The following is a 21,354-nucleotide window of genomic DNA, read 5'->3' on the forward strand; positions in this document are numbered from 1 at the left end:
CGGACGGCGTCACTTGCCGGAATCAGGGGCGTCGCACAGCTCGTTCTTCGGCCCGCAGGTGCCCTGCGGGCCCGGCGCGCCGGGACTGCCCGCCGGCCCCGGCACACTCCCGTCGCCGTTGCGACCTGGATCACCGTTGCGGGCCGGGTCGCCGCTCGCCGCTCCGAAGCGGATGTACCCGATCTCACGGCCCTCACCGATCACCATGCCGGCCGGGCCGACCGCCAGCGCGTTGGCCGAGGTCCGCAGCGCGACCAGTTCCCGGCCGGTACGCGGATCCAGAGCCACCAGCCGGTTCGGCTTCTCGTCGGCGACGACGGCCGCGTACGGGGTCAGTGCCGCACCCGCCTTCTCGCCGCTCGGCCGGTTCCACCGCACCTGACCGGAGCTGAGTTCCCGGCCGGAGATCCCGTCCCGGCCGGCGGTGCGCACCACCGCGTACCGGTCGTCCACGGCGAGCACCCGTTCGGAGTTCTCGGTGGCCAGCAGCAGTCGCCCGTCGTACCCGTCGAGGATCGCCTCACGGCCGTCCGGGGCGACCCCGACCAGCACGTTGCGGGCACCGTACGGATCCTCCCGCTGCACGCACCCGGCACTGTCGGCGGTACGCAGGTTGAGCCCGGAACGCTGCCAGGTCTCCTGCCCGGTGGCCGCGTCCCGGCCGGAGATCGTGAAGTAGCAGTTGCCGTCCTGGGAGCGGGCGACGATGCGCAGCAGCCGGCCACCGATCACCGCGAGCCGCTCGTCGCGTCCCGGTTCCACGTCCTGCAACACCCGACCGGTCGCGGTGTCCACCACGTGCACCCGCCCGTCGACCGGGAAGCCGAGCAGCGCCGGTACGGTCTCCGGGCCCGCCACCTCACCGTGGATCCGAGGGCTGGACAGCCGACGGCTGTCGAGCAGGTTCGGGTTGTCGGCGAGCAGGCCGCTGCTGACCCCGGGCAGGAAGGCGGTCCACAGCGGCGCGACCCCGCGCGGTTCCCAGGCGCTCAGGGTGCAGTCGGTCGCCTCCACGCAACGCGCGTCGAGCAGCAGGTTGCGGTAGGTCCACACGGCCACCGCGTCGTTGTCGCGCCGACGGGTCACACCGGTGGTCGGGTCGAGGACCTCGTACCCCTTGACCAGCAGGCGACCGACGGCGACCACGGCTTCGGCACCGCCGCCGGCCACCGCGCTCCAGTCGGCCTTGCGCTCCCAGAGTTGGCTGCCGGTGGCCAGGCTGCGGGCCTCGACCCGGGTGCGTTGTTCGACCACCACCGTCTCCCCGGCGATGGTGACGCTGCGCGGGGTGCCACCGATGCGCTGCTGCCAGACGAGGTCCGGCTCGGAGATGGGCGACCGCCTGTTCACCCAGTCCCACATGCCAGGAAACGGGTTCCAGACTCCGGTCGCGGCCAGCGCCACGACAGTGGTCAGGCCAAGCAGCAGCCAGCCACGCACGCCGAGGCCGCTGCCCTTCGCCACCGGAACACGGTAGCCACCCGCCCCTCGCACCGCGCGCACCACACCGCGTGTCGTGAAAGGAAGGGCACCTTATTAACGCCTCCGGTAGTAGAAGGGCCCCTTGTTAACGCGGGTGAGCGGCAGGCTTCAGCACCGGCCACAGCGCCAGCGTCGCGGCGATCGACGCGGCACCGGCCACCGCCATCACCACGCCCGGGGCGAGCCACTCGCTCAGCCCGCCCGCACCCGCCGCCGCCAGCCCCTGCATCGCCATCATCCCCGTGCTGACCAGCCCGAACGCCTGCCCACGGCGCAACTCGGGCACCGCGTCGAGGAAGCGCCGGGCCAGCCCGAGCTGGTAGGCGAAGCCCGCGGTGGCCACCGCGAAGAGCGCCGCCGCCGGCAGCAACCCCGGACCGGCCAGAAACGCCAGCATCGGTACGCCGAGCAGCAGCGCGAGCCAGGGCGTCCACCGCTCCCGGCGCGCCGGTGCCACGAACCGACCCACCAGCAGGTCACCGACCAGCATTCCGCCCGCACCGGCCATCAGCAGCACGCCGGCGCTGGCACCCGGTCCCAACTCCGCCGCGTACGGCACCGCCACGCCTTCGGCACCGACGAGCAGCGAGCCGGGCAGCCACTGGGCGAGCAGCAGTCCCCGGATCCGTCGATCGGCGAGCAGTTCCCGGTTGACCCGCAGCGTCTCCCGAACGGCACCACCCCTGCCCCGGCCCGCGGCTGTGCCCACGGCACCGGTAGCCGGGCCTACAGCGCCAGTGCTTACGGCATCGGTGGCAGGGGAGGTGCGGACGCGAGCGGGACGGCGAGTGAGGCCGAGGCGCACCAGCAGGGCGGACAGGCCGCAGGTCAGCGCGGTCAGCCAGAGCGCGCCGTAGGGCCCGACCAGCCCGAGCAACAGGCCACCGACGGCGAAGCCGGCCACCTGGGTGCCCCCGGCGGCCACCGAGAGCAGCGACCGTCCCAACACGTACGAGTCGCCGTGCAGCACCTCGGGCAGCAGCGCGGTCCGCGCGGCACTGCTGACCGGGCCGAACAGTGCCACGACGGCGACCAGGCCGAGCATCAGCGGCGGCGACAGCGCCCCGGTGGCGAGCACCACGACCACCGCCAGCCGCAACAGGTCGTACCCGACGATCAGCGCGCGGGCCGGCATCCGGTCCGCCAGGGCCAGCAGGAACACCCCGCCGAGCGCGTGCGGCAGGAACCCGGTCACGTACGCCAGTGCGGCCAGCAGCCCGGAGCCGGTGCGCTCGTAGACAAGCACGGAGAGGGCCAGCATCTTCACCGTCTCGCCGATCATGAAGATCCCGAAGCTGCCGAAGATCACCCGGAACTCGGCCACGGCGAAGACGTCGCCGAAGGTCGCCGGCCGCTCGACGGTGGGCGTACGCGTGTCGGTCACGGTGATCAGCGTGGTCGAAGGCCCCGGTCCGCTCTATCCTTTCGCTGTCAAGCGAAAGGTGCGGCATGCGGATCGAGGTCACCCCGGCCGACGTGGCCGCCAGTCGGTACGCCGTCTCCCCGCTGGGCGAGACGGTGTCCGCGTTGCGGCTGCACGCCGGTCAACGGGCCTCCGACGGGCTGGGGCCGTGGGTGGCCCGGACCAGGCCAGCGTACGAGCGGCTGCGCCGGGAGGTGCCGGCGGTCGGGGCGCTGCTGGCGCTGCTGCGTCGCGGCGGCTACAACGCCGACTTCATCCAGCCTCCGCCGGACGGCACGGCCCGGGACTTCCACGGCGAACTGGCTGCGGTCCGGGCGACCCCGTTGGCGCAGGCCCGCGACGAGTTGGCCCGCAACCTCGCCGGGCCCCGCGCCACTCCACCGGCGTACGCCCGCCGGATCTACGCCGCTCCGAACGTGGTCGACCTGATCGCGGACGCGATCGAGGAGTCGTGGAAGGCGCTGGTCGAGCCGGACTGGCCGCGTCTGCGCGCGATCCTGGAGCGCGACCTGGTCCGTCGGGCGGGTCGCCTGCTCGCCTACGGCTGGGGTGCGGCCGTCGCGGACCTGGATCCCCGGCTGCGCTGGATCCCCGGTGACGTCGGCGTCATCGAGATCGACAGCAACGACCCCGACACCCACTCGCTTGCCGGTCGGGGCCTGCTCTTCGTGCCCACCGTCTTCGGCACCCTGATCGCGTACGTCGAGCAGCCCTGGCCGTACGCGATCGTCTACCGGGCCTCCGGGGTGGCCGAGTTGCTCGGGCCGCCCGACCCGGCCCGCCCCGACGACGCCCTGGATCGGCTGGTCGGCCGCTCGCGGGCGGCGGTGCTGCGGGCGCTCGCCCTGCCCGCCACCACCAGTCAACTCGTCGCTCAACTCGGGCTCAGCCTCGGCGGCGTCGGCGACCACCTCACGGTGCTGCGGGAGGCCGGGCTGGTCAGCCGGATCCGCACCGGTCGGGCCGTGCGCTACCGGCGCACCCCGCTCGGTGACGCGCTGTGCGCCGACTGATCCGTCTCAGCCGGACTGAGCCGTGTTAAGAGGGGACCCCTGCTCTACCGGAGACGTTAAGAAGGTGCCCTTCCTTCCCCCCGGACGGCGGAGCGGACGAGGGGAAGGACGCGGTACGGGATCTGCTCGTCCAGGGCGATTATGGTGGAGGCGCGGCGGATGCCCTCGTACGCGACGATCTGGTCGATCACCCGTTGCAGGTCGGCGTTGGAGCGGGCCACGATCCGGCAGAGCAGGTCGCTGGAGCCGGTGATGGTGTGCGCCTCCAGCACCTCGGGAATCCCGGCCAGGTGGTTGGCCACCGGGACGTGCCCGTGCCGTTGACTGATCTCCAGGGTGACGAAACTGGTCACCGTGAACCCGATCGCGGCGGGCGACACCTCCGGCCCGAATCCGCCGATCACCTTCCGGTCGACGAGTTTGTCGAGCCGCGCCTGGACGGTGCCGCGAGCCACCCCCAGGCGACGGGAGCACTCCAGCACACCGATCCGCGGTTCCGCGGCGAGCAGTTCGATCAGGCTGACATCGAGCGCGTCGAGCTGTACATCCTGTCCAGGGTTCACGGCTGACCACCCTACTTGTTGTGCAACCTGACCAGCGATAGAGCTGACAGTTGCTCAGTGAGCGGGGTCACGGTGATAGTCCGGGGAACGAGCACAGCGTCGGCCGAGCAGGCCGGCCGGTACGCAAGGGAGGCCACCATGACCCAGGCGATCGACCGACCCCAGTCGACCGACGACGTCGACGTCGATGCCCTCGTCGGCGCCGTCGACCACGACATCGCCCGTGACCCGTTCCCGGTCAAGGGCCTCGACCACGTGCACTTCCTGGTCGGCAACGCGAAGCAGGCCGCGCACTACTACTCCACCGCCTTCGGCATGACCTGCGTGGCGTACCGGGGCCCGGAGCAGGGCCACCGCGACCACGCCCAGTACGTGTTGACCAGCGGCTCGGCCCGGTTCGTGCTCACCGGCGTGGTACGCCCCGACGCCGACGGCGCCGAGCACGTGGCCAAGCACAGCGACGGTGTCTCCGACATCGCGCTGGAGGTGCCGGACGTGGACGCCGCGTACGCGCACGCCACCGCGCAGGGCGCGACCGGCCTGCTGGAGCCGCACGACGTCAGCGACGAGCACGGCACCGTCCGGATGGCCGCCATCGCCGCGTACGGCGACACCCGGCACACCCTGGTCGACCGGTCCCGCTACACCGGCCCGTTCCTGCCCGGCTTCGTCGCCCGCGGCCCGATCGTGGACCGGCAGCCGATGATCGACGCCGGCATCCAGCCGAAGCGCTTCTTCCAGGCCGTCGACCACGTGGTCGGCAACGTGGAACTCGGCAGGATGGACGAGTGGGTCGAGTTCTACAAGCGAGTCATGGGCTTCACCAACATGGCCGAGTTCATCGGTGACGACATCGCCACCGACTACTCGGCGCTGATGAGCAAGGTGGTCGCGAACGGCACCCGCAAGGTGAAGTTCCCGCTCAACGAGCCGGCAATCGCCCGCAAGAAGTCGCAGATCGACGAGTACCTGGAGTTCTACCAGGGCCCGGGCGCGCAGCACATCGCCGTGGCCACCAACGACATCCTGGCAAGTGTCGACGCGATGCGGGCGGCCGGCGTCGACTTCCTGGACACCCCGGACTCGTACTACGACGACCCGGAGTTGCGGGCCCGCATCGGCGAGGTGCGGGTGCCGATCGAGGAGCTGAAGGCCCGCAAGATCCTGGTGGACCGGGACGAGGACGGCTACCTGCTCCAGATCTTCACCAAGCCGGTGCAGGACCGCCCGACCGTCTTCTTCGAGCTCATCGAGCGGCACGGCTCGCTCGGCTTCGGCAAGGGCAACTTCAAGGCCCTCTTCGAGGCGATCGAGCGCGAGCAGGAGAAGCGCGGCAACCTGTAACACTGTCGAGCGTGACCCAGCCCTCACCCCACCCCACGTCACCGGCCGGTGGCGGCGCACCGATCGGTGGGCCGCCACCGGCCGCCGGTGACGCCCCGCCGCCCGCCGGTCTCCCGCCGCAGTACGCCCCGCCCCCCGCAGGTTGGGCCAACTCGCCACCCCCACCGGGCGTCCCCCGGTGGCCCGCCGCCGGGTCAGCCGCCCCCGGGCTGGTCCCCAGGTCAGCCGCCGCCCGGCTGGCATCCGGGTCAGCCACCACCGAAGTGGGCGGGCGGGCCGCCACCGCCGGTGCTGGGGCCGGGTGGGCAGCCGCTGGCCAGCTTCGGTGACCGGCTGCTGGCGTACCTGATCGACACGGCGATCGCCACCGCCGTGCTGCTGGTGCTGTTCGCGCCGATCTTCCTGATCTTCATGGTCGGACTCCTCGCCAACCTGCCGGAAACGAACCCGGACGGCACGTTGGCGGACCCCACCCCCGCCGACGTCATCACGGAGATCCTGCTGCCGATGCTGCTGCTCCAGGTCGCGCTGTTCGCGGTCATGTTCGCGTTCTACTGGCTGTACCACGTCGAGTACCTCAAGCGGACCGGGCAGACCATCGGCAAGAAGGTGATGAACCTGCGGGTCGTTCCGCTCGATCCGACCGCCACCCTCGATCGACGGATGGCCGGGAAGCGGTACCTCGTGGAGTTCGTGGGCGGGTCGCTGGTGCCGGGCGGCAGCTACCTCGACGGTCTATGGCAACTGTGGGACAAGCCCTGGCAGCAGTGCCTCCACGACAAGTTCGCCGGGACCGTCGTCGTTAAGGTGTCGAGGTGACCGAGCACAGCAAGGCCGCGACGTGAGCGTGGCACCCGGCTGGTACGTCGACCCCGCCGACCCGCAAACCCGCAGATACTGGGACGGCGAGGGCTGGATCGGCGCGCCCATCCCGGTCGACGCCACCCCACCCGAGGGCCCACCCCCGCCCGAGCCCGAACCGACACCGGAACCCGAGCCGGTGACATCGGCCACCCCGTCGAGCACACCAGGCACCCCGCCCGGCACACCGACCACCCCGCCCGGCACACCGGTCGGCGGCCCACCCCCGGGACATCCCCCACCCGCTGGCTGGCAACAGTGGCCGCCGGCCAGCGATCCGCGGCACGGCCCACCGCCCGGCTGGCCGTACCCGACCTGGCCCGGACGTCCACCGGAGCCCCGGCCGCACGGTATGCCGCTGGCCGGCTTCGGCGCTCGACTCGGCGCCAGACTCATCGACTTCGGCATCGTGTTCCTGCTCAACGTGCTGGTCAACGGCTGGTTCGTCGCACGCCTGCTGGACGAGATCTCGGTGCCGCTCAACGAGTTCGGCCGCCGCCTGCAGAACCCGGAACGCAACACCGAACCGCTGCCGCAGGCCGGCGACCAGACCGGGTCGTTGATCGTGGTGATCCTGCTGATCGCCACGATGCTCTGGCTGGCGTACGAGGTGCCGTCGATGGCGGCCAGCGGGCAGAGCTTCGGCAAGCGGCTGATGGGCATCCGGGCGGTACCGGTCGAGGCGGACGCCCCGCTCGGCTTCGGCCGCGCGCTGCGTCGGTGGAACACCCTCGGTCTGCCCACCCTGCTCTGGTACTGCTGCGGCCTCGGTCTGCTGCTCCAGTTGATCGACGCACTCTCCCCGCTCTTCGACCACCCGCTGCGACAGGCGCTGCACGACAAGCGGGCGCAGACCGTGGTGGTCAAGGTTCCCCGTACCCCCGCCGACGGCGCCAACCCACCCGGAGATGCCCCATGACCGACACCGGACGCCAGCCGACAGTGCGGCTGACCCGTGCCGACCTCGACGCGCTGCCCAACTACGTGCCCGGCCGCAGCCCGGCCGACCTGGCTCGCGAACTGGGTCTGCCGGAGGCCATCAAGCTGGCCAGCAACGAGGTGCCGTACGGCCCGCTGCCCGGTGTGGTGGAGGCGGTCGCCGAGGCCGCCGCCGGGGTGCACCGTTACCCGGACATGGGCGTGGTGGCACTGCGCCAGGCGCTGGCCGACCGGTACGGCGTGGACCCCGACCGGATCGCCACCGGCTGCGGCTCGGTGGCGCTGGCCGAGCACCTGGTACGCGCCACCTGCCTGCCCGGTGACGAGCTGGTCTACGCGTGGCGGTCGTTCGAGGCGTACCCGATCATCGCGGCGACAAGCGGCGCGACAAGCGTGAAGGTGCCCAACGACGCCGGGCACGGGCACGACCTGGCGGCGATGGCCGCGGCGGTGACCGACCAGACGCGGATGATCCTGGTCTGCAACCCCAACAACCCGACCGGCACCGCTCTCCGTCGGGCGGAGTTGGACCGCTTCCTGGACGACGTGCCGGACGACGTGCTGGTGGTGATCGACGAGGCGTACCGGGAGTTCGTCACCGACCCGGAGGTGCCCGACGGGCTCACCTACGCCGACCGGCCCAACGTGGCGGTGCTGCGCACGCTGTCCAAGGCCTGGGGGCTGGCCGGTCTGCGGATCGGTTTCCTGGTCGCCCAGCCGCAGGTGGCAGCGGCGGTACGCAAGGTCGTCACCCCCTTCTCCAGCAGCATGGCGGCGCAGGCCGGGGCGTTGGCCGCGCTGGCTCAGGCCGACGAGATGGAGCGGAGGTGCGCCCTCGTGGTGGCCGAGCGGGAGCGGGTCACCGAGGCGCTGCGCAAGCTGATCCCGGACGTGCCCGCCAGCCAGGCGAACTTCGTCTGGCTGCCGCTGGGCGAGCGGGCGCTGGAGTTCGGCAAGGCGTGCGAGGCTCGGGGTGTGATCGTCCGGCCGTTCCCGGGTGACGGAGTCCGGGTCACCATCGGCACCCCGGCCGAGAACGACGCCTTCCTGGCCGCCGCCGAGGCCGCGCTGGGCTGAGCCCGGCTCCCGAGGCCGTACCGGGCCGGTCCGCCATCCCCCAGCGGACCGGCCCGGAAACCCACCACCAGCAGCTTATGTCTTCTTTGTCCGCTTTGCGGATATTTGCGCGCTGATCAGGTCGCGGCGATGATCACCGGTTCTGCGGTGAAGTAATAAGTGTGATCGTCCCCATCGAGGTCGACCGGCCGCCGCAGCCGCTCCACCGCGACGTATCCGTCGGCTGCGTGCACCGCCCCGGGCAGCCACCCGGTGCCGTCGGAGCCCACGTTCAGGATGAACCGGGACAGCTCACGGCCGCTGGCCGCATCCAACGTGACCAGCTCGTTCCCTGCGGTCAACACATGCACCCGGTCGGACTGAACGGCGATCAACCGGCCCGGCCCGACCGACGCCCGCCAGCGCTCAGTGCCGTTACGCACCGCGCGGCCGACGAGTAGCCCGTCCGTCAAGGTGACGGCCGTCCCGTCGAGCAGTTCGGCGTCCGCTGCGTCGAGCACCGGAGCCGCAACCGGCTCACCGGAGCCGAGCAACCAACCCCGGGCCGACATGTCGTCCGGACCGGCGGTACGCAAGGCCGCGCAGCCCGTCGGAGCGCAGCCGATCAGGGTCGCCGTCAGCTCGTCACCGGCGGCCGGAGGACGCCACCGGTCGCCCACCTTCCCGGTCGCCACGTCCCGGAACTCGACAACCGTCGGCCCGGCACAGCGGTCCAGGGTGAGCAGTTGGCCGTCGGCGCTGCCACCGACCGGCTCCCGGCAACCACGCCCCACCTCGGCCTGCCACAGCTGCGCGCCGCCGGCCAGGTCCACAGCCCGCACCTCGCCGGAACCGGAGGTCACCACCGTATCCCGGCCGTCGGCCGTCCGGACCACGGAGACGCCACGCGGCTGCCAGACGATCGCCGACCCGGTCCGTCGGGTGACCCGTTCCCGGTCCGGCTCGGGGCCGTCCGCGCGCCAGATGACCTGCCCGGTACGCGCGTCGAGGGCCACCAGCTTGCCGTCGGACCACCGGCTCACCACAGTCGTACCGCTCGCCACCACCGCGTCCACCGTCGCCGGCCACCGGCGGTACGACCAGTACGGCGTGCTCCGGTGCCGACCGTCGGCCGGCTGATCGGCGTAGACCTGGCGCTGTGCCGCGTACACCCGCAGCCGGCCGTCCACGATCAGCGGGGCGGCCGGCAGCCGGCCCACCACCCCGGGTGCCGGCTGGCTGCGCGCGGGGTGGTCGCCTCGGGCAGCGGTGCTGACCTCGGCCGGCGCCAGGACGCGGTACGCGACGAGCGCGAGTGCCGCCGCGACCCCGGTCGCCGCCACCGCTGCCACGATCCGCCGCTGCCCCGTCGTCCACCCCATGCCGTACCTCCCCGCCCGGCACCCTACCCACCAGTCGGAACGGCCCGGATGCTGCGGTCAGGCTGCGCTACGGCGGAGGGCGGCAGCCGACCCGGCGAGATCATGATGCGGGGCCCCGGGGCAGATCGTCCGCCCCGGAGACCCTGGGCGGTCAGCGGGCGAAGTCGCCGTCGCGGATCGCACCGACGAACGCGCTCCAGCCCCGAGGGCTGACCATCAGCACCGGCCCGGCCTGGTCCTTGGAGTCACGTATACCCACCACACCGCGGCGGCGGGCCAGGTTGTCGGCCACCTCCACGCAGAGCCCCTGGTCATTGGAGCGGCTGCTGGTACGCCAGACCGCGCCCACGAGATCGTGCATCGTCGTCATCTCCCTCGGCTTCGACATGCCGCCCCGCCGCGACCGGACCGACCGGAACGGGGGGGCGCCGGGCGGCCCGGCGCGACGTGGCGACGGAATTCCGAGGCGATCAACGAGCGGTGACGGGACTCGTTCGCACAGCCGGTGCGATAGCGGGAGACCTGTCGGAAAGGGGTCAGCGAGCCGGCACGATCGTGCCCGTAACCTCGGCCAACGTGATGGTGGAGCCGTCCGGTCCGGGTGCGGTGGCGGTGATGGTCACGGTGTCGCCGTCGAGCAGGAAGGTGCGTTCCGCCCCACCCACGGTCACCGGCTCGGCGCCGCCCCAGGTGAGCTCCAGGAACGAGCCGACCTGGTCGCGCCGGTCACCGGAGACGGTGCCGGAGGCGTAGAGGTCACCGGTACGCAGTGCGGCGCCGTTGACGGTCAGGTGGGCCAACTGCTGGGCCGGTGTCCAGTACATCCCGGCGAACGGCGGCTCGCTGACCGTCTCGCCGTTCCAGTGCACGGTCAACCGCAGGTCCAGCCCGACGTGCGGCTCGTCGCGCAGGTAGTCGAGGACCGACGGGTCCTGCTCCGGCGCGGCGACGTACGCGCTCCGCAGCGCGTCCAGCGGGGTCACCCAGGCGGCGATCGAGGTGGCGAACGACTTGCCCAGGAACGGGCCCAGCGGCTGGTACTCCCACGCCTGGATGTCCCGGGCCGACCAGTCGTTGACCAGCACCACGCCGAAGACGTGCTCGGCGAAGTCGGCGACGGCCACCCGGGCGCCGAGCGGACTCGGTACGCCGACCACGAACCCGACCTCGGCCTCGATGTCGAGGCGTACCGACGGGCCGAAGACCGGCCCGTCGTTGCTCGGGCGCTGGCCCTGCGGGCGTACCACCGGGGTGCCGGAGACCACCACGGTGCCGGCCCGCCCGTGGTAGCCGATCGGCAGGTGCTTCCAGTTGGGCAGCAGGGCCGGCTGGCCGGGCCGGAAGATCTGGCCGACGTTCGAGGCGTGCTGCTCGGAGGAGTAGAAGTCCACGTAGTCGGCGACCTCGATGGGCAGTTCCATCCGTACCTGCTCCAGCGACACCAGCAGCGGCTCCACGGCGGCCCGGTGGGCCGGGTCGGTGAGCAGTTCGGTGATCCGCTGCCGTACCGCTGTCCACTGCGGACGCCCCAGCGCCAGGAACGTGTTGAGCGTCGGCTCGCGCAGCGCCCCGCCGGCCAGCACCAGACCGGCGGCCTCCGCGGCGGCCAGGTCCAGGACCACGTCTGCGATGCGTACGCCGATGCGCGGTTCCCCGTCGCCGACCCGGAACACCCCGTACGGCAGGTGCTGGATGCCGAAACCGGACCCTTCCGCGCCCGCCACCCAGCTCACTCGCTCGCTCATGCCTGATTTCTCCCGTTCACCAGCCCCAGCCGGATCAGATCGGTAAGTGGTTCCACGATGCTGCACGAGCCGAAGCCCACCCACAGCGGACGCGCCAGGTCGTGCCGGCCCTCGAACTGCTGCACCAGCGGCCGCTCGTCACGGACGGTGAGCAGCTCGGTCACCGTCCCCACCCCGGCCCCCTCGGCGGCGGCCAGCGTCGCGGCCAGCACGTTGGCGAAGCCGTGATGGGTGATGCCGGTTTCCGGGTCGAGGTGGCGCACCGCGTGGTGCAGCCCGGCGGTCAGCTTGAACGGCAGCTGCCGGTCCCGGCAGGCGCAGATGACCGCGGCCAGCTCGGCGGGAGTGGGGAACAGCTCGGCGGCCAACCCGCCGGTACGGAACTTGGCGGCGACCGGCAGCCCACGGGAGCGCGCCTCGGCCAGCGTGTCCAGGGCGGCCGTCAGCCCGAACGTCAACGGGATCTCCGCGAAGACGGCGACGTCGGCCAGCCGCTCGGTGAGCTTGAACAGCTCGGCCAGGCCGGGCTGCGGGTCCTCGCCCCGCTTGGCGACCGGGGCCTCCACCTGCCGGACGGCCACTCCGAGCGGCGGCAGGAACGACAGCGCGAGGGGCAGCCGGTCGAGGCCGGTGTCGCCGATCAGCCCGATCACGAAGCCCTCGGCCGGGTCGACCAGCCCGCTCAGTTCGCCCGCCGCGACCTTCGAGGCAGGCAGCAGCAACGGGCCGACGAGATCGGCGTACCAGTCGGCGCGGTGTCGCCTGTGGGCGGCGACGGCGTCGGGCAGCGACGCGCTGCCCGGCGGGAAGACGGCGGCATCGTCGACCAGGCCGGCGACGAGTGCGGGCAGTTGCGTTGACACGAGACAAGAATGTACGGGACGCTACAAGGAGCGGACAACAGCGTCCGATAATCGGACGCATCGAGCTGGTGACCGGGAGGCGACATGCCGTACTACCGCAGCGTCGGCGAACTGCCGCGCAAGCGCCACACCCAGTTCCGGCAGCCCGACGGCAGCCTCTACACCGAGGAGCTGATGGGCCAGGAGGGCTTCTCCTCCGACTCCTCCCTGCTCTACCACCGGTACGCCCCGACCGCGATCGTCGCCGCCGAGGAGTTCACCCCGCCGGCCGTGACCCGGGTGCCCAACCTGCCGCTCAAGCCCCGGCACCTGCGCACCCACAAGCTCGACGGCACCGGGGCCGACCCGATCCTGGGTCGGCGTTACCTGCTCGCCAACGACGACGTACGCATCGCCTACGTGCTCGCCGACCAGCCGTCCCCGCTGTTCCGCGACGCCACCGGCGACCACTGCCTGTACGTCGAGGCGGGCACCCTGCGGGTCGAGTCGACCTTCGGCGTACTGGACGCGGTGGCCGGCGACTACGTGATCATTCCAACCTCGACGGTGCACCGACTGGTGCCCACCGGCGACACCCCCACCCGGCTGCTGGCCGTCGAGGCGACCGGTCACATCGGCCCGCCCAAGCGCTACCTCTCCGTACGCGGCCAGTTCCTGGAACACTCGCCGTACTGCGAGCGGGACGTCCGGGGGCCGGACGCGCCGCTGCTGGTCGACGGCACCGACGTCGAGGTGCTGGTCCGCCACCGGCGCGGTTGGACCCGCCACGTCTACGCCAACCACCCGTTCGACGTGGTCGGCTGGGACGGTCACATGTACCCGTGGGCCTTCTCCATCCACGACTTCGAGCCGATCACCGGCCGGATCCACCAGCCGCCACCGGTGCACCAGACCTTCCAGGGCCCGAACTTCGTGATCTGCTCGTTCGTCCCCCGCAAGGTCGACTACCACCCGGACGCCATCCCGGTGCCGTACCACCACCACAACGTCGACTCCGACGAGATGCTCTTCTACACCGGCGGCAACTACGAGGCGCGGCGCGGATCCGGCATCGAGCAGGGTTCCATCTCGCTGCACCCGTCCGGCTTCACCCACGGCCCCCAGCCCGGTGCCGCGGAACGCTCGATCGGCGTCGAGTTCTTCGACGAGTTGGCCGTCATGGTCGACACCTTCCGCCCGCTCGACCTGTGCGACGCGGCAGCCGACTGCGAGGACGACGCCTACGCCTGGACCTGGTCCCGCCGCTGACGAAGGAAGGGCCCCTTGTTAACGCCTCGCGAGGTGAAGGGGCCCCTTGTTAACGCGCCAGGTCGCCGGCGTTGGGCTGCGCACGTCGCACCAACGCAGCCCCGCTGCCTGCCGCACGGCGACGGCGGGGCTCAGGCCACCGGACGCGAGACGATCGTCAACTGGGCGACGGTGGCGATGCCGATGGAGAGCACCAGCGGCCAGGGCGTGCCGACCAGGGCGTAGAGCAGGATCAGCGCGGGCGCGGCGGCTGCCGCGTACACGGCCAGGACCAGCGGACGGTCGGTTCGCTGCAGTACGGGCAGCACCGTCCGGGTCAGGCCGGGCAGCCGGGACGCGTGCCGCCAGAGCACGATGCCCCCGCCGACGGCCGCCAGTACCGCCATGAACCGGGAGAACCCGGAACCGGTGGTCGCCGAACAGGCGATCACGAGGGCGGCCACCATCGACCAGCCGGCCCCCCAGAGCACGAACTGCCGCAGCGCCGCCGGCACCGGACGACGCGCGACGAACGGACCGGTGCCGGCCCGGCCCGCATCCACCGGCCCGCCGAACCGGCCCGGCTCGGGGAACTCGGCCCCACCGTGGCTCGGCTGCTCCCCACCGTCCTGAGGACCGGGCCCCGGGCGGCGCTCGCCGCTGGGCGTGTCCCACCCCGCAGGTGTCCCGCCCGGCCAGGTACCCCCGTCGGCCGACCCACTCGGCCAGGTACCCCCGTCGGCCGACCCACTCGGCCAGGTACCCCCGTCGGCCGACCCGCCCGGCCCGGTACGACCCTCGGTCGGCCGGCCGGGCTGCTGGTCGGTGCCCGGACCGCTGGACGGGTGCGGGCCCTGCCGGGGCAGATCGTCGGGAGCCTGTTCCGGACGGTTCACCTCGGTCCGGCGGGGATCGGTCGGCGGCAGCGTCGGCACGGCGGCCTCGGCCAGTCGCTCCAGCGTGGCGCTCCAGCGTCGCTGCTCCAACCGCAGCACGCCGACGTCCTCGCTCACCTCGGCAAGTCGCGGATCCAGTCGCAACGCCTCCCGGTAGGCCCGCTCGGCGAGATCGAACATTCGCATGTTCGCCGCCACCAGGCCCAGCACCAGGTGTCCCTGCGGTTCCTCGGGTGCCAACTCCACCGCGTGCCAGGCGGCGTTCAGGGCCGGCTGGCCATTGCGGGAACCCGCCAGGATCGCCGCCGCGCTGCGTTGGGCGTACGCGTCCTGCGGGCCCAGGGCCAGGATCTCGTCGGCGGTACGCGCGGCCTCGCCGTACCGTTCCAGGTCGCCGAGAGCCAGGCCACGCAGGACGAGCGGGGGAACCTGCCCCGGTGCGGCGGCAGCGGCGGATTCGGCGGCGGCCAACGCCTCGACGGGCCGGTCCGCGGCCAGGTGCACCCGGGCGAGCATGACAAGCGTTTCCACGTGGACGGGGTCGAGGGCGAGCGCGAACCCGAGCTCACCGACCGCTTCGTCATAGCGGCCCAACTCGGCGAGGAGGGTGGCGCGCTGCAGGTAGCCGTCGGCGGCGGGCGGGTCGGCGGGGACGTCGGCGGACATCGCGCGAGCCTAGGCGCTCGGCTGGGCGTACACCAAGGCCACCGCGATGCCGGCGAGTCCCTCGCCGCGCCCGGTGAAACCCAGCCCGTCGGTGGTCGCGGCGGAGAGGGTGACCGGGGCGCCGACCGCCTCCGACAGCACCTGCTCGGCCTCCTGCCGACGTGGGCCGATCTTGGGTCGTACCCCCACCACCTGCACGGACACGTTGCCGATGGCGAAGCCGGCGGCGCGGACCCGGCGCGCGGACTCGGCCAGCAGACGTACCCCGCTCGCCCCGGACCACTCCGGCTGGTCCACCCCGAAGTTCGCGCCTAGATCGCCCAGCCCGGCGGCGGAGAGCAGCGCGTTGCAGGCGGCATGGGCGGCCACGTCCGCGTCGGAGTGCCCGGCCAGACCGTCCTGGCCCGGCCAGTGCAGGCCGGCCACCCAACAGGGTCGGCCGGCCTCGAAAGCGTGCACGTCCGTGCCGATGGCCACCCGAGGAACGATCATGAATTGAGGGTACGCGTCCGGAGACCGGTCGCCAGCAGGTGCTCAGCCAGCGCGAGGTCGAAGGGGCGGGTGATCTTCAGGGCGTGATCCGAGCCGGGCACACAGAACACCGGTACGCCCTGCTTCTCCACCAACCCGGCGTCGTCGGTCAACGCGTCACCGGCGGCGGCGTGCGCGGCGGCCAGGACCGACCTGCGGAACCCCTGCGGGGTCTGCACCGCCCGCAGCGCTCGCCGGTCGACGGTGCCGAGCACCAGCTCGTCCGCGTCGACTTCCTTGATCGTGTCGACCACCGGCAGCACCGGGATGACCGCGTCGTGGCCCGAGCGCACCGCGGCGGCCACCGACTCCACCAGGGCGGGCGGGGTCAGGGCGCGGGCCGCGTCGTGCACCAGGACGATGTCGGGCCCGACGGGCACGGCGGCAAGGGCGGCGGCCACGGACTCCTGCCGTTCGGCCCCACCGGGCACCACCGTGACCGGGGCGATCGGGGCGAGCAGCTCACGTACGGCCGCGACCTCGGCGATCGGGGCGGCCACCACGATGGTGTGCACCGACGCGGCGGCGGCCAGCCGGCGGACCGCGTGCACCAGCAGCGGTTCCCCGGCCAACAGCCGCAGCGCCTTGGGTCGACCGGGGCCGAGGCGTACGCCGGCACCGGCCGCAGGCACGAGGACCGCGACGTCACCGCGCGGATTCAGCTGCGCGGTCACGTCGCGGTCCTCGATGGTTTCTTCGCTACGAAGTGGGTACGACGATGCTGTGCGGACTAGGCCTCGGTCAGCACCTTGTCGAGCAGCGTCTCCGCCTCGTCCTTGGTGCTCTTCTCGGCCAACGCGACCTCGCCGACGAGAATGTCCCGGGCCTTGGCGAGCATGCGCTTCTCACCTGCGGAAAGGCCCCGCTCCCGCTCCCGGCGCCACAGGTCGCGGACGACCTCGGCCACCTTCAGCGGATTGCCGGAGGCCAGCTTCTCCAGATTCGCCTTGTAACGTCGCGACCAGTTGGTCGGCTCCTCGGTGTGCGGAGCCCGGAGAACGTCGAAGACCTTGCCGAGGCCCTCTTCGCCCACCACCTCGCGCACACCCACGATCTCGGCGTTCTCGGCAGGCACCCGGACCGTCAGGTCACCCTGCGCGACCCTCAGGACGAGGTACTGCTTGGGCTCGCCCTTGATGACCCGAGTCTCGATTGCCTCGATGAGTGCGGCCCCGTGGTGGGGGTAAACAACGGTCTCGCCGACACTGAAAACCATAGGTTCGAAACCCCTTTCGCTGTGTCTAGGGTAACACGCTCAGGCACCGATGTCTCACCGCTGTCCTGACCGTTGGCGCAGCTCAGGGGCCCTGTGAGAGGTCTTTCTTCGGCTTGACATATGACCGATCCGATGATTCGAGCACGCTCTGTAATCTGAACATGACCGATCGGGCATGGCTGACGAAAAAGCCGTGAACCTCGGCGTGCCCGTCAATGATCAACCCACCAATGATCAATACGTCTGCAGACCAATACCTCTACGTCAGCGATTTCGCCCACGCCAGAGATCAAGTACCTCATTGCTCAGACACCCAATGATCAGGCACTCAAAGATCAAGTAACCAGAGATCAAAGGCTACGCACCCACCCCATGATATCCCGCCGTACCCAAGTGTGGGCAGCGGTAGCGGGACCGGGCACAGTACGGGACGCTGGAGAGGCCACTGTCCGCGTACCCAGGAAGCACCAGGGGGTCGTGATGGGCAAGGCTGACGCCGACGGTCCCGGGCTGCCCGACCTGCCTCCCGAGTGGGGTCGGGTGGTCGTGCCGGACGACGCCTCCGCGCTGGCCGCCGAGGCCGAACAGGTCCGCCGTGAGCTGCGTACGCAGGTGGTGAGCCGATCCCGTCGGTGGCGACCCCCGACGGTGCCCGTGCTGGTGCTGCTCGTCGCGGTCATCGCCACCGTCGCCGGCCTGATCACCGTCACCTGGCCCCGGGCCGGCCGGGGCACTCCCGAACCGACCACGGCCGGGCCCGAACCCACACCCGCCCAGTTCAACGGCAGGGCGTTGCCCGCGCTGGACCTCGTCGACGCCGAACAGTCGCCGGTGCCGCTGCGTGGGCTGCTGCCGGCGGTGGTGCTGCTGGTGGACGGGTGCGCCTGCCCGCACCGGGTCACCGAGGCGGCCGCAGCGGCACCCGTCGGCGTCACCGTCGTCACCGTCGGGGCACAACGCCCCCGAGCAGCGCCTGCGGGCAGCGACGCACGCGCCCTCGGCGACCCGGCCGGGGGACTGCGCGCCTTCCTGCACCTGCCGGCCCGCCCGGACACGGTCACCGCCCTGCTCGCCGACCGCACCGGTCGAATCGTGCTGGTGGTCCCCGAGGTCGGTTCGATCGCCGACTACCAGCGGGAACTGACCGCCCTGGCCGGCTGAAGCCCGCCCGCTCAGGACGGGTCGACCAGGCGGGCCACCAGTTGCAGCGACGCCGCACCGGCGGTGGAGAACAGCACTGTCACGTTCGCGCCCGTGCCGACCATCTCCGTCGTGATCACCGTGCCGTCGCAGCCCACCGTCATCGGATCGCCCGCTCTGGCGCCGACGACGGTGACCAGCAACTCGCCGGGACCGGTGCAACTGAAGATCAACACGTTCCGCTCGCCGCGATCGAGCCGGGACTCCCGGGCCAGCGCCGTGCCCGCGTCCAGCGATGCCCGCTCGGTCCACACCGCCGCTTGTCGACCGGTGCCCCGTCCCGCACCGGGGCCGGCGTCGCTCTCGGAGACCGTCCCGATCACCTGCCCGGTGTGCGGGTCCACAAGTACCGTGCCGGTGGTGGACTCGATCACGATCGACGAGGATGCGCCCGGCTCCTGTCGGAACCTGCTCCGGTCGATCCGATCCTCCTGCCAGAAGGAATCCTCCGACGCGGCCTCGATGCGCTCCCCCGCCGGCGGCGACGCCGGGGCTTCCACCCGCCACCACCAGCCGCCCAGGGCCAACGCGACGACGCCGACGCCGACCAGCAAGGCGCCGCGCAAGCGGTAGATGGCATCGACGTCCACGCCTAAAGGGTAGCCGCCGTCGTACCGCTCAGACGTGACGCTCCAGCAACGCTGCGTAAAGGGTCAACCCGGGTCCAAAGGCGAGCATCACCACTCGACGGGGCGACGGCGCGTACCGCAACAGCCGGTCGAGGATCAGCAGCACGGTGGGGGACGAGCAGTTGCCGTGCTCCGCGAGGGTCTGCCGCGAGGCGGCCAAGGCGGCAGGGGCCAGGGCCAGCTCCCGCTCGACCACGTTGAGGATGCGCGGCCCCCCCGGGTGCACCGCCCAGCCGTCGACGTCGGACAGCTGGCTGCCGTGGCTGGTCAGCAGCTCGTCGACCAGCCCCCGGACGTGTGCCGAGAGCACCTGCGGCACCTTGGGGGACAGCCCCATCCGGAAGCCGGTGTCGGTCACGTCCCAGGTCATGTGGTCGGCGGTGGACGAGTCGGTGACCGAGGTGACCGAGCGCACCGCGTACCCACGGCCGCCGGGAACCACCACGGCGGCGACGGCGGCATCCGAGAAGAGCGCGTGCGAGATGATCTGCTGGGTGTCCACCCTCGCCGACGACGGTTGCAGATGCAGGCTGGTCAGCTCGGCGCAGAGCAGCAGCGCCGGCCGTCCCCGCGCGGTCACGAAGTCACTCGCCGCGCCCAGCCCGGGCAACGCCGCGTAGCAACCCATGTGACCCACGAACATCCGCTGGGTCGACGGCGCCATGCCCAGGTCCCGGGCGAGCAGGATGTCCAGCCCCGGCGTCGCGTACCCGGTGCAGGAACAGACGACGAACAGCCCGATGTCACCGGCCGCCAGCCCGGCGCTGGTCAACGCCCGGCCGACCGCCTCCTTGCCCAGCGGCAGCGCCTCGACCTGGTAACGACGCATCCGCCGCTCGGTCGGCCAGTCGGAGACGTCCTCGATCAACGGGTTGACCGCGGCCTGTCGCCGGTCGACCCCCGAGTTCGCGAAGATCCGCTCGGCGAGCGCCCGGGTGCTGCCGGAGTAGTGCCGGGAGAAGAACCGCTCCCACAACTCGTCCTGGTCCGCCGACGGCGGCGAAGCCGTGCCCAGGCCCGCGATCACCGGTACCGACACGGCTTCACCCTCCTTCTGGTCGGACTTACCACCCTCACCAACGAGGGGCCGAGCCCTCACGGTCCGGGTCACCACCGAGGGCGGCGACACCGAGCCAGTCGGCACAGACGTCAGAGGTGGCCGGATGCAGCGACCCGCACCGGGCGTCCCGGTAGAGGCGCTCCAGCGGATGGCCACGTCGGGTGGCGGAGGTGCCCGCCGCCTCCAGCACGGATGCCGCCACGTCGGCGGCGGTCGTACCGGCCAGCAGCTTGGCCCGCCACACCCAGCGGTTGGTCTCCGCGTCACCGGGTGCCTCGTCGACCCGGCGGGCCGCCTCGGCCACCGTCAACTGTGCCGCCGCCACGGCGGCGTCGGCCCGACCGAGGCGGGCGCGTACCGCCGGCAGGCCGGCGAGGTTGCGGGCGTTGAGGTGCTCCGCCGCCGCGTCGATCGCCGCCCGGGCCACCCCGACGTAGACGGCGGCGTAGCTGGCCACCAGCCAGTGCGGCATGAGCTGGGCGACCACCAGGGCCAGACCCTCCACCCCGCCGAGCAGCCGATCGGCCGGCACCGTGACGTCCAGGTGCAGGTCGTGCGAGGCGGTGGCCCGCATGCCCAGGGAATCCCAGGTCGGTTCGACGGTGAGACCCTCCCCCGCCGGGACCAGGAACTGCGAGACGATCGACGGGTCGGTCGCGCTCCGGGCGGCCACCAGGTAGCCGTCGGCGTGACCGGCACCGGAACAGAACGTCTTGCTGCCCTTGATCCGCCAGCCGCCGTCGACCGGCTCGTACACCGTGCTGAGCTGGGACAGTCGGGCGCCGGCGCCGCGTTCGCTCATCGCGACGGCGTACCACGCCCCGTCGGCCGCCGCCCGCAGCAACCGGTCCCGGGCGGCAAGTGCCTCCGGCGGTACGCCGAGCGCCTCGGCCAGTTCCTCGGTGACCGCCCCCAGCGCGCCGGTGACCGAGGCGTGCATGTTGAACACCAGTGCCGTCGCACCGTTGCCCCGGGCCAACTCGGTGGCAACGGCCGCGTACTCGGCGAAGGTGGCGCCCGCACCACCCAGCTCGGCGGGGACCATCAACCCGAACAGCCCGGCCGCGCGCAGATCGGCGAAGTCATCGGCCGGGAACGAGCCGGCCTGGTCATGCTCGGCGGCCCGAGCCGCCAACCGGGGCGCCAACCTGCGAGCCGCAGCCGCCCCCGCTTCACCCATGCCGGCGCTCCGCACCGGCGCGGACCACCGCGCCCCGCCGATCACCCACCCGATGACGCTCGTTCATGGAACCCTCCT

At 72.1% G+C, this 21,354-nt stretch carries 20 protein-coding genes and 1 pseudogene; 7 read left to right on the forward strand and 14 right to left on the reverse strand.

All coding sequences use genetic code 11. The features are described 5' to 3' along the window. Window positions 1-9 precede the first annotated feature (9 nt). Both VAB18032_RS27570 and VAB18032_RS27575 read right to left on the reverse strand, forming a co-directional pair. Window positions 10-1,464 (reverse strand): collagen-like protein, encoded by a 1,455-nt coding sequence (locus tag VAB18032_RS27570; RefSeq protein ID WP_050814803.1) that lies wholly within the window; start codon window positions 1,462-1,464, stop codon window positions 10-12. Between the two features lie 103 nt (window positions 1,465-1,567). Continuing rightward, entirely contained in the window at window positions 1,568-2,866 is a 1,299-nt protein-coding gene (locus VAB18032_RS27575) for an MFS transporter (protein ID WP_013736224.1), read from the reverse strand. A gap of 65 nt (window positions 2,867-2,931) precedes the next feature. Between VAB18032_RS27575 and VAB18032_RS27580 the strand changes: the two genes are divergently transcribed. Next, window positions 2,932-3,918 carry an ArsR/SmtB family transcription factor gene (locus tag VAB18032_RS27580; protein WP_013736225.1) on the forward strand — a complete coding sequence of 329 codons (987 nt, stop codon included), beginning with the start codon at window positions 2,932-2,934 and terminating at the stop codon, window positions 3,916-3,918. A gap of 56 nt (window positions 3,919-3,974) precedes the next feature. Here VAB18032_RS27580 and VAB18032_RS27585 read toward each other — a convergent pair whose 3' ends face one another. Further along, a complete protein-coding gene (locus VAB18032_RS27585) occupies window positions 3,975-4,481 on the reverse strand; it encodes an Lrp/AsnC family transcriptional regulator (RefSeq protein WP_013736226.1) in 507 nt (168 codons plus the stop codon). A 138-nt stretch (window positions 4,482-4,619) separates the two neighbouring features. Here VAB18032_RS27585 and hppD point away from each other — a divergent pair, with 138 nt between their 5' ends. The 4 genes from hppD to hisC all read left to right on the forward strand — a co-directional run bounded on the left by hppD (window position 4,620) and on the right by hisC (window position 8,702). Further along, window positions 4,620-5,825, forward strand: coding sequence for a 4-hydroxyphenylpyruvate dioxygenase (gene hppD, locus VAB18032_RS27590; protein WP_013736227.1), 1,206 nt, complete (start codon window positions 4,620-4,622; stop codon window positions 5,823-5,825). 288 nt (window positions 5,826-6,113) lie between these two features. Beyond that, window positions 6,114-6,644 (forward strand): RDD family protein, encoded by a 531-nt coding sequence (locus VAB18032_RS27595; protein WP_013736228.1) that lies wholly within the window; start codon window positions 6,114-6,116, stop codon window positions 6,642-6,644. A gap of 22 nt (window positions 6,645-6,666) precedes the next feature. Further along, window positions 6,667-7,605, forward strand: coding sequence for an RDD family protein (locus tag VAB18032_RS27600; protein WP_043722128.1), 939 nt, complete (start codon window positions 6,667-6,669; stop codon window positions 7,603-7,605). Continuing rightward, a complete protein-coding gene (gene hisC, locus VAB18032_RS27605; RefSeq protein ID WP_013736230.1) occupies window positions 7,602-8,702 on the forward strand; it encodes a histidinol-phosphate transaminase in 1,101 nt (366 codons plus the stop codon). The genes VAB18032_RS27600 and hisC overlap by 4 nt, the downstream gene beginning before the upstream one ends. A 116-nt stretch (window positions 8,703-8,818) precedes the next feature. On the opposite strand, the gene VAB18032_RS27610 is transcribed toward hisC, so the two are convergent. From VAB18032_RS27610 to VAB18032_RS27625, 4 genes are all read right to left on the reverse strand, one after another. Continuing rightward, a complete protein-coding gene (locus VAB18032_RS27610; protein WP_013736231.1) occupies window positions 8,819-10,063 on the reverse strand; it encodes an outer membrane protein assembly factor BamB family protein in 1,245 nt (414 codons plus the stop codon). 151 nt (window positions 10,064-10,214) lie between these two features. Beyond that, a complete protein-coding gene (locus VAB18032_RS27615; protein ID WP_013736232.1) occupies window positions 10,215-10,424 on the reverse strand; it encodes a DUF397 domain-containing protein in 210 nt (69 codons plus the stop codon). 175 nt (window positions 10,425-10,599) lie between these two features. Next, window positions 10,600-11,796 (reverse strand): fumarylacetoacetase, encoded by a 1,197-nt coding sequence (gene fahA, locus VAB18032_RS27620; protein WP_043722132.1) that lies wholly within the window; start codon window positions 11,794-11,796, stop codon window positions 10,600-10,602. Between the two features lie 8 nt (window positions 11,797-11,804). Next, window positions 11,805-12,671, reverse strand: coding sequence for a hypothetical protein (locus tag VAB18032_RS27625; protein ID WP_013736234.1), 867 nt, complete (start codon window positions 12,669-12,671; stop codon window positions 11,805-11,807). Between the two features lie 84 nt (window positions 12,672-12,755). On the opposite strand from VAB18032_RS27625, the gene VAB18032_RS27630 reads away from it, so the two are divergent. Further along, on the forward strand, window positions 12,756-13,919 hold the full coding sequence (locus tag VAB18032_RS27630; RefSeq protein WP_013736235.1) for a homogentisate 1,2-dioxygenase: 1,164 nt from the start codon (window positions 12,756-12,758) through the stop codon (window positions 13,917-13,919). 914 nt (window positions 13,920-14,833) lie between these two features. Here the strand turns inward: VAB18032_RS27630 and VAB18032_RS31935 are convergent. The 4 genes and pseudogenes from VAB18032_RS31935 to VAB18032_RS27650 all read right to left on the reverse strand — a co-directional run. Next, a pseudogene (locus VAB18032_RS31935) lies at window positions 14,834-15,460 on the reverse strand (tetratricopeptide repeat protein); the annotation flags it as partial. A gap of 9 nt (window positions 15,461-15,469) precedes the next feature. Further along, the gene (gene ispF / locus VAB18032_RS27640; protein WP_043722137.1) at window positions 15,470-15,952 is read right to left on the reverse strand and encodes a 2-C-methyl-D-erythritol 2,4-cyclodiphosphate synthase; all 483 of its coding nucleotides are present in this window, start codon (window positions 15,950-15,952) and stop codon (window positions 15,470-15,472) included. Continuing rightward, on the reverse strand, window positions 15,949-16,665 hold the full coding sequence (ispD, locus tag VAB18032_RS27645; protein ID WP_013736238.1) for a 2-C-methyl-D-erythritol 4-phosphate cytidylyltransferase: 717 nt from the start codon (window positions 16,663-16,665) through the stop codon (window positions 15,949-15,951). The genes ispF and ispD overlap by 4 nt, the downstream gene beginning before the upstream one ends. A 56-nt stretch (window positions 16,666-16,721) precedes the next feature. Beyond that, window positions 16,722-17,207, reverse strand: a complete 486-nt coding sequence (locus VAB18032_RS27650) for a CarD family transcriptional regulator (protein ID WP_007073334.1) — start codon at window positions 17,205-17,207, stop codon at window positions 16,722-16,724. Between the two features lie 480 nt (window positions 17,208-17,687). On the opposite strand from VAB18032_RS27650, the gene VAB18032_RS27655 reads away from it, so the two are divergent. Then, window positions 17,688-18,368: a hypothetical protein gene (locus tag VAB18032_RS27655; RefSeq protein ID WP_013736239.1), complete on the forward strand. Its 681-nt coding sequence runs from the start codon at window positions 17,688-17,690 to the stop codon at window positions 18,366-18,368. 11 nt (window positions 18,369-18,379) lie between these two features. Here the strand turns inward: VAB18032_RS27655 and VAB18032_RS27660 are convergent, their stop codons facing one another. Genes VAB18032_RS27660 through VAB18032_RS27670 form a run of 3 tightly spaced genes read right to left on the reverse strand, consistent with a single transcriptional unit; the run spans window position 18,380 to window position 21,276 of the window. Continuing rightward, window positions 18,380-18,997, reverse strand: a complete 618-nt coding sequence (locus VAB18032_RS27660) for a hypothetical protein (protein ID WP_013736240.1) — start codon at window positions 18,995-18,997, stop codon at window positions 18,380-18,382. Window positions 18,998-19,025: 28 nt separating this feature from the next. Further along, window positions 19,026-20,075, reverse strand: a complete 1,050-nt coding sequence (locus VAB18032_RS27665) for a type III polyketide synthase (RefSeq protein WP_013736241.1) — start codon at window positions 20,073-20,075, stop codon at window positions 19,026-19,028. Window positions 20,076-20,109: 34 nt separating this feature from the next. Next, window positions 20,110-21,276: an acyl-CoA dehydrogenase family protein gene (locus VAB18032_RS27670; RefSeq protein ID WP_043725911.1), complete on the reverse strand. Its 1,167-nt coding sequence runs from the start codon at window positions 21,274-21,276 to the stop codon at window positions 20,110-20,112. Window positions 21,277-21,354: the final 78 nt, after the last annotated feature.

Source organism: Micromonospora maris AB-18-032 (assembly GCF_000204155.1).
Classification (GTDB): Bacteria; Actinomycetota; Actinomycetes; order Mycobacteriales; family Micromonosporaceae; genus Micromonospora; species Micromonospora gifhornensis.

Coding starts and splice junctions, on each gene's coding strand:
- VAB18032_RS27630 (WP_013736235.1), top strand. CDS start 12,756: ATGCCGTACTACCGCAGCGTCGGCGAACTGCCGCGCAAGCGCCACACC.
- hisC (WP_013736230.1), top strand. CDS start 7,602: ATGACCGACACCGGACGCCAGCCGACAGTGCGGCTGACCCGTGCCGAC.
- VAB18032_RS27615 (WP_013736232.1), bottom strand. CDS start 10,424: ATGCACGATCTCGTGGGCGCGGTCTGGCGTACCAGCAGCCGCTCCAAT.
- VAB18032_RS27580 (WP_013736225.1), top strand. CDS start 2,932: ATGCGGATCGAGGTCACCCCGGCCGACGTGGCCGCCAGTCGGTACGCC.
- VAB18032_RS27610 (WP_013736231.1), bottom strand. CDS start 10,063: ATGGGGTGGACGACGGGGCAGCGGCGGATCGTGGCAGCGGTGGCGGCG.
- VAB18032_RS27655 (WP_013736239.1), top strand. CDS start 17,688: ATGGGCAAGGCTGACGCCGACGGTCCCGGGCTGCCCGACCTGCCTCCC.
- VAB18032_RS27670 (WP_043725911.1), bottom strand. CDS start 21,276: ATGGGTGAAGCGGGGGCGGCTGCGGCTCGCAGGTTGGCGCCCCGGTTG.
- VAB18032_RS27650 (WP_007073334.1), bottom strand. CDS start 17,207: ATGGTTTTCAGTGTCGGCGAGACCGTTGTTTACCCCCACCACGGGGCC.
- ispF (WP_043722137.1), bottom strand. CDS start 15,952: ATGATCGTTCCTCGGGTGGCCATCGGCACGGACGTGCACGCTTTCGAG.
- hppD (WP_013736227.1), top strand. CDS start 4,620: ATGACCCAGGCGATCGACCGACCCCAGTCGACCGACGACGTCGACGTC.